7 protein-coding genes and 1 tRNA gene are annotated in these 10760 nt (G+C 67.9%); all 8 read right to left on the bottom strand.

Going from position 1 to position 10760, the window contains the following annotated elements:
* Positions 1 to 89: 89 nt before the first annotated feature.
* Positions 90 to 163 (bottom strand) — tRNA-Pro (locus AC1ROC_RS12145).
* Between the two features lie 71 nt (positions 164 to 234).
* Entirely contained in the window at positions 235 to 2163 is a 1929-nt protein-coding gene (locus AC1ROC_RS12140; RefSeq protein ID WP_493000394.1) for a cellulase family glycosylhydrolase, read from the bottom strand.
* 61 nt (positions 2164 to 2224) lie between these two features.
* Positions 2225 to 3064 (bottom strand): carbohydrate ABC transporter permease, encoded by an 840-nt coding sequence (locus tag AC1ROC_RS12135; RefSeq protein ID WP_085370034.1) that lies wholly within the window; start codon positions 3062 to 3064, stop codon positions 2225 to 2227.
* Positions 3057 to 4028, bottom strand: coding sequence for a carbohydrate ABC transporter permease (locus AC1ROC_RS12130; protein WP_085370033.1), 972 nt, complete (start codon positions 4026 to 4028; stop codon positions 3057 to 3059). The genes AC1ROC_RS12135 and AC1ROC_RS12130 overlap by 8 nt, the downstream gene beginning before the upstream one ends.
* A gap of 107 nt (positions 4029 to 4135) precedes the next feature.
* Entirely contained in the window at positions 4136 to 5440 is a 1305-nt protein-coding gene (locus AC1ROC_RS12125; RefSeq protein ID WP_493000391.1) for an ABC transporter substrate-binding protein, read from the bottom strand.
* 112 nt (positions 5441 to 5552) lie between these two features.
* Positions 5553 to 6557, bottom strand: a complete 1005-nt coding sequence (locus AC1ROC_RS12120; RefSeq protein ID WP_493000389.1) for a LacI family DNA-binding transcriptional regulator — start codon at positions 6555 to 6557, stop codon at positions 5553 to 5555.
* A gap of 240 nt (positions 6558 to 6797) precedes the next feature.
* Positions 6798 to 8429: a chitinase gene (locus tag AC1ROC_RS12115; protein WP_493000387.1), complete on the bottom strand. Its 1632-nt coding sequence runs from the start codon at positions 8427 to 8429 to the stop codon at positions 6798 to 6800.
* Positions 8429 to 10720, bottom strand: coding sequence for a glycosyltransferase family 2 protein (locus AC1ROC_RS12110; RefSeq protein ID WP_493000385.1), 2292 nt, complete (start codon positions 10718 to 10720; stop codon positions 8429 to 8431). Before AC1ROC_RS12110 ends, AC1ROC_RS12115 begins: the two co-directional genes overlap by 1 nt.
* Positions 10721 to 10760: the final 40 nt, after the last annotated feature.

Below are 10760 nucleotides of genomic sequence, written 5' to 3'. Positions count from 1 at the left end.
GGGGGGGACTCCAGTGAACATCAGCGAACAACGAGAGGTGGAGGGTGGCCGCTCGCGGTGGGAGCGGCCACTCTCCATTTATCGTTACGTCGGGCTGACAGGATTTGAACCTGCGACCCCTTGACCCCCAGTCAAGTGCGCTACCAAGCTGCGCCACAGCCCGAAGTCGCTTTGAGGGTGGAGCCCCAAAGCAACTTGTCCATACTAGCGTGTCCCGGCGGGTGCCCGTGCCACCTACTCGAAGACCAGCTGGCGCACCTCGACACCGTAGGGGGCGAGCGTCACCGTGGGCGAAGCAGAGCCCGTCAGGGTGTGGAGGGTTCCCGCAACCTGGGGGGTCACCGTCACCTCGGTGGGGTGCTGGGAGATGAAGAAGACGAAGCGGCGGCCGTCGGTGTGGACGAGGGTGTCGGTGAAGACCTCGGGGTCGGAGAGGCGGATGTCGCGTTCGACGTCGGCCACGTCGGCGAGGGCGTCGTAGAGGCGCCAGGTGTCTTCGGGGTTCACGGCGGGGAGTTCGGAGGCGAAGTACTCCAGGGGGTAGGTGGAGAGGATCGCGCGGCCGGAGCCGTGGGGCTGGGAGACGATGACCGGGCGGTCGTGCGCATCCACTGCGATCACCGTTCCTGTGGTCGGCGTGACCGGGAGGAAGGAGCGGGAGTGGGCGTTGCCGGCGGCGGCGAACGAGAGGACCGTGCCCTCGGCGAGGCTGCCGAACGACGTGAGGAAGCGGACCGTCACGGTGTCGTCGGCGACCGGGGAGACAAGGCCGTATGCGGAGTCGCGCTGCACGCCGAAGAGCTCTTCCGTGTATGCCCACCACGGGCCGCGCTGCACGCCGATGTCGCCCGCGCAGTATGAGGCGTAGACGGTGGCACCCTCGGAGGCGAGCGCGATCAGCTGCTTCCAGGTGGGGCCGCAGAGCTGCTTCACGCTCGGCAGCAGGTACAGGCCGTAGCCCGACGGGATGCCGCCGTCCTCCGCCTCGCGCACCACGGCGACCGGGACGTGGGCCTCGTGGGCGGCGACGTATGCCTGCTCCCCCGCCGCCACGATGAGCGCGCGCTCCGCCTCCTGGGTGAAGGGGTAGTCGGCGGCGAGGTGCGAGGGGACGACGATCGCCGCATCCACCGGGGAGCGCGTGACGGAGGCGAGGTCGATGGCGGCGAGGTCGGCGGCGAAACCGGCCAGCTCCAGCAGGGGCGGCTTCGGGGCTCCGGTCGAGTCGGTGATGCCGAAGTGCATCTCGAACGGGTGGTGGGAGTACGGGCGCTGGGCGATCAGGTCGTCGTAGTCGGTGTTGTTCCAGGCGATCCAGCCCGTCGCGCCCGCCAGCAGAGTGTTGTAGAGCAGCTGGCGGTAGTACGACGCAGCACCGGATGGGGAGACGAAGTCGCTTGTGACGCCGAACTCCTCCATGATCACCGGGAGGCCGGCGATGTGGCAGAGCTCCGCGATGTACGCGGCTTTGAGGTGCTGCCTGGTCTGGTCGGACTCCATCCGGTAGACGTGCGGGCCGACGAAATCCGTGAAGGCGGCGAGGTCGGTGGTGGAGAAGCCGTTGTCGTGGCCGGTGGTCTCGATGCCCCAGGCGCCGTCGCCGACCGAGACCGGCTGCGTGCCCCCGCCCGCGCGCACCGCATCCACCAGGAGCGACGCCCACGCATCCACGATCGGGCGCGGCGCCTCTCCCCCGTAGATCGGGACCTCGTTGGTGAGCAGCCAGCCGGCGACAGCGGGATGCTCGGCGAAGCGGGCGGTCAGTTCGCGGACGTACCAGGCCTGGCGTCCGACGAACCAGATGTCGCTGTACAGGTCGCGGCCGTCCCGCCAGGCCGGATCCCAGTTCTCGCCGGACATGTGGCCGACCAGGAAGGTGGGCACCGTCGTCATGCCCGCATCCACGTGCGCGTCGAGGAAGTCGTGGAAGTTGGCGATGCACTGCTCGTCGAGCGTGTCCGGCGTGGGGTGGAAGTCCGGCCAGTAGAAGAACGAGCGCGTCATGGTGAGGCCGTGCTCGGCCAGGACGGCCAGCTCGGAGCGCACGACGTCGTGGTCGTAGCGCGTCCACATCAGCGGGCCGCCCGACCGGGACCAGAAGTTGGCACCGAGCCAGATGGCCGGGGCGCCGTCGACGGCGAGCAGGGGGGAATGGCGTTCCATGATTCCTTCCGAAACGACGAGAGAAGAGCGAAGAGCGACAGGCGAGCAGAGAGCGGTGCGGCTACTTCACGGCACCCGCCGTCAGCCCGGCCACGAACGAGCGCTGCAGCAGCAGGAACGCCACCACCACCGGGATGCTCACCACGAGCGACGCGGCCATGATCTGGTTCCAGTAGACGTTCGTCTGCGTCGAATACAGCTGCAAACCGACCGCGAGCGTTCTGTTCTCGTCCGTCGTCATCACCGAGGCGAACAGCACCTCGCCCCAACTCGTCATGAACGAGTAGATGGCGACGGCGATCAGGCCGGGGCGGGCAGCGGGCAGCACGACGTGCCAGAGCGCGCCCATCGGGCCGCTGCCGTCGACCATCGCCGCCTCGTCCAGGTCGCGCGGGATGCCGTCGAAGTAGCCGGCGAGCATCCAGATCGAGAACGGGAGCGCGAACGTCAGGTACGTGATCACGAGACCGAACCGGGTGCCGACCAGCTGGATGCCCACGGCCTGGTTGATGTTCACGAAGATGAGGAACAGCGGCAGCAGGAACAGCACGCCGGGGAACATCTGCGTGGACAGCACGGTGGTCGTGAAGACGCTGCGGCCCTTGAACCGGTAGCGGGAGACGGCGTACGCCGCGAACACCGCGATCACCAGGCTCAGGATGGTCGCCGAACCGGCCACGATCAGGCTGTTCACGAAGTACGACGCCAGCGGGACGGTCGACCACATGTCGATGAACGGCTGGAACGTGATCTCGGTCGGCCACCAGGTGAAGGCGCCCTGCACATCCGGCAGCGACTTCATCGACGACGTGATCATCACGTAGATGGGGACGGCGGTGAACACGGTCAGGATGACCAGGACCACCCAGCGGAAGACTTTCGAGGATGCTGTGTCACGCACGACGGGACCTCCGGTTCAGCACGAGCAGGTACGCACCCGTCACGATCAGCAGGAAGATCAGCAGCAGGACGCTCATCGCGGCGCCGGAGCCGAAGTTCCAGGTGAGGAACGACGCGTTGTAGATGTGGAAGGAGATCAGGTCGCCGGCCGCCGGCTGGGCGTTGCCGAAGAGCACGAACGGGGTGTTGAAGTCGTTGAACGTCCATAAGAACATCACCAGCAACAGCACCGTGTTGACCGGCCGGAGCATCGGCAGAGTGATCGCACCCCACTGCCGGAACGGCTTCGCGCCGTCGACGGCAGAGGCCTCATAGACCTCCTCCGGGATGGATTGCAGCCCGGCCATCAGCATCAGGAAGGCGAACGGCCACAGGCGCCAGATCGCCACGACCACGATCGACCAGAATGCGTTGCCGCCGATCAGCCAAAATGGCTTGTCCCCCGGCAGCCCGAGGTTGTCGAACAGGAAGTGGTTCACCGCTCCCGTGTCCTTCTGCAGCATGAACTTCCAGGCGATGATGCCCGCGTACATCGGCAGCGCGTACGGCACCAGGAACAGGGTGCGGAAGAAGCCGCGGCCCCAGAACTTGCGCTGCAGGGCGACCGCGGCGGACATCCCGAGCGACCAGGAGATGCCGACCACCAGGATCGTGAACGCGCAGGTGATCAGGAACGACTGCAGCAGCGCCGCGCCGACGGAGCCGTTGAAGTCGAGGGCGACGGCGTAGTTCTTGAAGCCGACGAACGGCGCCTCCGACCAGTTGGCGATGTAGAACTTCGTGAGCTGCACGAAGCTGATCCAGATGCCCGTGAGCATCGGGATGACGTGGATCAGGATCTCGAAGATGATGGCGGGCGCGAGCAGGGCGAGAGGGATCCACCACCCCTTGTTCCTCTTCTTGCGCTTGCGCGGAGGGGCCGGCGCTGGGGCTGCGGTGGCGGTGCTGAGTGTCGTCGTCGACATGGTGACCTCTGTCTGGTCAGGAGGTGGTCATGGAGTGCTTGGGGGTGCTGCCAGGCACGGGATGCGCGGTGTGCTGCACGCGCATCCCGCACCTGGCGCCGGTGGTACTAGCCGCCGATGGACTGCTTCACCTGGTCTTGCGCCGACTGCAGCGCTGCCTTGATGTCGCTGTCGGAGACGGTGCCTCCTGTGGCGATCTTCGCGAACATGTCGTTCATGGCCTTGCCGACCGTGTTCTCGAACTGGTCCTCCGCCGGGACGAGCGGCAGCGGCTTCGACATGGTGTTGTAGATCTTCTGGAAGGTCGCGGCCTCTTCAGCGTTGTCGGTGAAGTTGGCCTTCGCCCCGTTGAGCACGGGGAGGGTGGCGTACGGCTTGCCCAGCGTGGTCTGGGTCTCCTCGCTCGTCATGTACTTGACGAACTGGAGCGCCGCATCCTTGTTCTTGGTGTTCTTCATGATCGACAGGTTGATGCCGGCGACGTGGCTGGCGACCGGCTTGCCGCCCTGAGGTGCAGGGAACGGGACGACGCCGTACGCGTCGGTCTTCATGCCGTTGGCGTTGATCGACGAGTCTGCGTTGTTCTGGCTGAGGATCATCGCGACCTTGCCCGTCGCGAAGTCGTTCACCGCCTGCACGCCGTTGTCGTACTGGGCGTTCGAGGTGTTGACGACCTTGTCGGTCTGCATCAGGTCGAGATAGCGCTTGATGCCGTCGACCGCCCCGCTCGACGTGAAGGTGGGGTTGCCCTTGGAGTCGAAGAACTCCGCGCCGTTCTGCGCGGCGTTGATGAAGGCGAAGTGCGCGTTCTCGGTGTAGCTGCCCGCCGCGAGGGAGAAGCCGTACGTCGTGCCATTCGTCAGCTTCTTGGCGTCGGCGACGAGGTCTTCCCAGTTGGTCGGCGGCTGGACGCCGGCTGCGGTGAACATCGACTTGTTGTAGTACAGCCCGTATGCGAGGCCGTAGAGCGGGACGCTGGTGACGTCCTTGCCCGGCGCACCACCCGTCTCGAGCGCCGTCTTGACGAACTTGTCGGAGCCGCCGATGGCCTTCATGTTGGCGGAGTCGAACGGCATGAACGCGCCGGTGGCCTGCAGCGATGCCGCCCAGGTGTTGCCGATGTTCAGCACGTCGGGGCCCTGGCCGCTGGTGACGGCGGTCTGGATGCGGGTCTGCAGGTCGTTCCAGCCGATCACTTCCAGCTTGACCTTGATGCCGGTCTTCTTGGTGAAGGTGTCGAGCACCGGGGTGAGGACCTGCTTGTCGTTGTCGAGGCTGGTGCCCTGGTTGCTGGCCCAGTATGTGATGGTGGATCCGCTGGCCGAGCTACCCGATCCCGAGCTGCTGCAACCTGCTGCGACGAGCGCGACCGCGGCAGCGATGGCACCCGCGAGGATGGCGCGTTTCTTCATAGTGACTCCCTTGTCTCTTGGTCGTGGCGCACACACCACGAGTTATACGCTAACTGAACCGGTTCAGTTGTCAAGGGGGCCAAGAAACCGATTCGGCATCGACTGCCGTCCGCTATCGGGCGGGGATGCTCGTGGCCCGGACGACGAGCTCGCTCGGCTTCGCGGCGGTCACCTCGGAGGGCATGCCGGCCAGCGCATCCAGCAGCATCCGGGTGGCGCGCCTGCCCTGCTCCTCCGGGAACCGCGCGAGCGCGGTGATCGGGCGGGAGCCCAGGCGGCACATGAAGGAGTCGTCCCAGCTGACCAGGGCGACGTCGTCGCGCCCGAGCCTGCCGAAGGCGGCGGCTGCTCCGAGCGCGAGCACGTCGTTCGAGGTGACGACCGCGGTAATGCCCGGGTCCGCGGCCAGGTGCTCGACGACGAGCCGCTCCCCCGCCTCCGACGAGTAGTCCGACTCGGCGAACACCGTCCCGATGCCGCGCGCGAACGCCTCGACCTCGATGGAGGTCGCCCTGTCGCCCTCGTGCTCGAACTCCCGCGGACCGGTGACGTGCAGCACCGTGCGGTGGCCGAGCCGCGCCAGGTGCCCGACGATGAGCGCCGACTCGGCCGGCGGGTCGTAGACGAGCACGTGACCGGGCGCGATGTCGTCGCGGTTGCCGTGCATCACGTAGTCGAGGCCGAGCTGGTCGAGGAGGGCCGGCCGCGGGTCGTTGACCCCGATGTCGAACAGCATCACGCCGTCGACCCTGCCCTGGGCGCTCCAGCGCCGGTAGGTCTCGAGGTCCTGACCGACGCCGGTGCCGACCATCCGGAGCATGAGCGCCTGGTCGGTCTCCGCGAGCACGCTCTCGACGCCGGCGAGCAGGCTCATGTAGAACGGCTCCGTGCCGAGCAGGCTCGGGTCGCGGCGCAGCACGATGCCGATCGCGTCCGTGCGGGAGCGCGACAGGGCGCGGGCGCTCGCGCTCGGGTGCCAGCCGAGGTCGGCCGCGAGGTCGAGCACCCTCCTGCGGGTCTCTTCGCTGACGCCCGGCTGGCCGTTGAGCGCGTAGGAGACCGACGCCTTGGAGAGCTTCAGCTGGGCCGCCAGCCCGGCGATCGTCACACGCGTCACGTCACCCTCCTTGTCGACTCAACGATACTCACAGGCGGTATGCGAACGTGCCGGCGAACACTCCCGGGCTCGCTACCCGAAAGTCCGCCCGGTGCTCGCCGGCACGACGCGCCAGTGGATGCGACCCGACAGTGTGCCGCATCCACTGGATGCCCAGAACTCTCCGCCCCGCAGCGGGAGTCCGGGTCTGGTCGGCGACGGGATGCGTTCAGGGGGGAATCTGCATCCCGCCGCCGAGTCTCACTGGGCGGCGGTGCCGCCGCCCAGAATCGTGTCGATCTCGTCCTGCGTGAGCGGAGCCCACGGGGACGCGTCCGGGTTGGCGCTGGCGGCCTCCGGGCTGTCGCCCTGGGTCCACCACTTGGCCTCGAACGGCACGCCGTCGAAGAGCACGCGGGCGCCCTTGTCGAACTGCGCGGTGCCCGTCCACTCCGGGTACGTGCCGGCGGGGACGGTGGGCTGCGGGATGGGCGTCTCGCCCGGCAGCACGGGGCCCACCAGCTCCCACGGCGTCTCCCACGCGTTCAGCACGGGGTCGTCCGGCATGTCGCCCTTCGTCCACCACTTGGCGACGTAGACGTTGTGGTGCCAGACCACCTTGGTGCCCTTGAGGTACGAGTGGGACGTGGTCCAGATCGCGTACGGCGAGGTGGCGGGGTCGTCCTTGGCGGCGGTCGAGACCGGCTCCGGCGTGGTGACGGCAGCCTCGCCGAGCGAGATGTGCCCGTCGAATCCCTTGGACAGCAGCCCGGCGAAGGTCTGCTTGCCCTGCTTCACGCCGCTGCACGCGTCCGAGACGACGGTGGTGTCCACGTAGTTCGACCCGCAGGTCTTGTCGCGGTTCGCCGACCACATCGACATCCGGCCGACGCCCGTGGAGACGGCCCACGCGTTGAACGACTTGGCGTCCGCGAGCGAGAAGACCTCCTTCTCGACGTCGTTCTGGCCGATCATCGGGGTGGCGCCGACCTTCGACCACAGGCTCGGGTCCGACTGGTGCAGTTTGGCGCGGTCGTAGAGGATGCCGAGCTGGCGCTGGGTGGCGGTGACCGCATCCTGAGCGGCGTCGGACATCGACTGCTTGGCCTTCTTGGCGTCGCCGAAGTCCATCGTCATGGCGTTGACGCCCGCGATGTCGACCTTGGCCTTGAGCATGGCGGCGACCGCGTCCGTGCCCTGGCTGGTGAGCCCGGCCGGAGAGGCGGGCAGCGTCAGCCAGACGGCGAGGCTCTTGCCCTCGGCCCTGCGCTCCTTCTGCAGGGCGGCGATGGTGGATGCGCGGCGCGCGTTCGCATCGGAGTCCGCCAGGCCGTCGCCCTCCAGGTCGAGGTCGATCGTGCCGATCTTGTAGCGGTCGATGACCGCGGCGTACGCGGCCTTCAGCTTGGTGGCGTCGGTGCAGGCCACGGCGAGCTCGTCGTTCAGCTGGCCGCCGAACGACACGGCGACGGTCCCGCCCTGCTGCTGCAGCCTGGCGATGCGGCGATCGAGGTCGAGGGAGCCGCGCGCCTGGTCGAGCGTGTACGCGTTGCCCCACGACGGGGTGCATGCCGAGGAGGAGTCGGCCACGACGAACGAGAGGACGGCGTCCTTGTTCTTCGTGCTGCCGAGGTTCTCGAACGCGAACCGCGGGGTGGCGGTCACGTCGACGTACGACGCGAACCAGGGCTGCGCCTCCACGGCGGCCTTCGCACTCCACCACTGGAACCCGACGACACCGACGCTGACGACGACGGCGGCGACGAGCGCTGCGCCGACCACCCGGAGGGGCGAGAGGCGGCGGCCGCCGTCGTCGTGTCCGGCCGACGGGGACTGCGCATCCGGAGCCTGCTCGGCAGGAGCCTGGGTCTTCGGCGTGTTCTTCCTCCCCATCAGGCGGCCTGCTTCTCGGTCTCGGCGGCCGGGAGGGCGATGCGCTCCACGTGCGGCAGGTCGCCGCCGGTGTGGCCGTGGTAGAGCACGGAGCGCCAGTCGATCACGTCGGCGGCGGGGGCCGTCGACGTCGCTGCCGCCTTGCGGTTCCGCTCCACGTACAGCGGCTTGGTGAGGCCGAGCCAGATGTCGACGATCGCGTTGCCGACACCGATGTAGCTGACGATCGCCCAGATGGCGAGGGTCGCGTTGAAGGCGGCGAACGCGGCGTTGCCCCAGTTCTGCGCGTTCACATCACGCCACAGGGTGAAGGCCGAGAATGCGACGATCAGGAACGGCGTGATGACGTAGAGCAGCGGAGATGCCGTGCGGTTCTTGACCTTCGGGGTGCGGACGAACGGGATCTTCTTGCCGGTCAGCGACTGCTGGAGCGACTTGAGGACGCCGGCCAGGTTCACCGGCAGCAGGATCAGGTTGAACCCGTAGATGCGGAGCACATCGGTGGCCTTGTATCCGGCGTAGCGCAGGTCGCTGGCCATCGCGATGAAGTACGGCAGTGCGGCGAGCAGCACGACGGGGCTGAGCAGGCGGCCGTCGTACGGGTACGCCAGCAGGAAGATCAGGCCGAAGCTGGCCCAGGCGATCGACGCCATGTAGTTCACGCGCAGCAGCAGCTCCGTGCGCGAGATGACCTCGCCGCGGCGCTTGCGCTCGCGCAGCTGACGCCACAGCTTCGGCAGGATGAGGAGTCCGCCGTTCGCCCAGCGGCGGCGCTGCACGATGAGCGACCCGAAGTCGGGCGGGGTGGCGGAGTAGCTGAGGCGCTCCGGGTAGTTCACGAGCGTCCAGCCGTGGGTGCCGAGGTCGATGCTCGACTCGGTGTCCTCGATGACCGTGCGGTCCTGGACGTAGCGGCGCACCTCGAAGCCGCCGACGAACTCGGTCTCCACGATGTCCTCGATGGCGCGCTTGCGGATGACCGCGTTCGCACCCACCCAGAAGGTGGCGCCGTAGAAGCTCATCCCCTGGTGCAGGATGTGCTGGATGTCGGTGGTCGCACCGGCGAGGCGCTCGATGCGCGTGCCTGCCCCACGGAAGGAGGAGTACGGCGTCTGCGTCACAGCGACGCGGGCGTTGTCCGGCTGCTGCAGCAGGTAGGTGAGGCGGAGGCAGTACTCGCGGAGCAGGATCGAGTCCGCGTCGAGCGTGAGCAGGAAGTCGCTGTCCGGGATGACGATGTCACCCGGGCGGCGCGACGACACCGGGGTCAGGATGGGGCCGTCCGGCGTCTCCTCGACGCGGTAGGTTCCGCCCATCAGGCCGATGTACGCGTTGAGGTTCATCGCCTTGTTCGCCTCGTGGGACAGGGATGCCCACTGCTTGCGCTCGAACACGTCCAGCTCGGCGTCGAACGTCCAGGCCAGGCGGCGGTAGAGCTGCGCGACGCGCTCGGAGGACAGGGTCGCGCCCTCCTCGACGGCGGCCTCGACGGCCTGCGCGGTGAGCACCAGCTCGTCGCCGAGGGCGCGGAGCACCTGGTCGGCGAAGAACAGGTCGACGTGGTCCTCGACGCCGTGGGCGTCTGCCTGGTCGTGCAGCCACTGCGCGGCCCAGGTGTAGTGCGCCGCGAGGTCGAGGGTGTCGGACTCGGAGGCGAACGCGCCGGTCTCGGTCAGCTCGTAGTGCAGCAGCGCGTCGCTGAAGCGGGTGCGCGGCTCGGCGAGCAGCGCCGCGATGTCCGTGCCGAGGGCGCGGGTGGCGTTCAGCCGCTCCGCGACGGCTGGATCCTTCGGGTTGGGGTTGTCGTCGAGCAGCAGCACGACGCGCATCGACGGGAACTCCTGCAGGGCGGCGGAGAGCAGCGTCATGCGCACGACCTCCGGCTCCTCGGCGTACGAGGGCACCAGGACCGTGATGGACGGCTGGTTCTCGGCGAAGTGCCTGTCCAGCTCGGCGCGGGGAACCCGCACGTGCTTCTGGAACCGCTGCAGCGCACCCTGGCGGGCGACCAGGTACATCAGAGCGGAGAAGGTCAGGAAGGTGACGACGATCAGGTAGCCGATCGCCTCCATCGTGAACCGGAAGTCCTGCGTGCCGAGCACGAGGAACTGGCGGATGATGGTGGTGACGACGTAAATGGCCCAGAAGAGCACGGTCGCGACGATGGCGACACGGCTCCAGGTGACCTTGCGGTCCGAGGGCTTCGGGTGGACGGTCGGGAGCGGCTCGGTGCGGCGCTCTGCGCCCCACTGGCGTTTCCGGGCAGGGGAATATGAACTTGTAGAACTCATGATCGGGTATGCGTCCTTGATTCTCAGAGAGCCCGCGCTT

It is taken from the genome of Leifsonia sp. GW821-FHT13C05 (assembly GCF_058806515.1).
The sequence above is the reverse complement of the archived record's forward strand: the minus strand, read 5'-3'. Positions and strand labels throughout refer to the sequence as shown.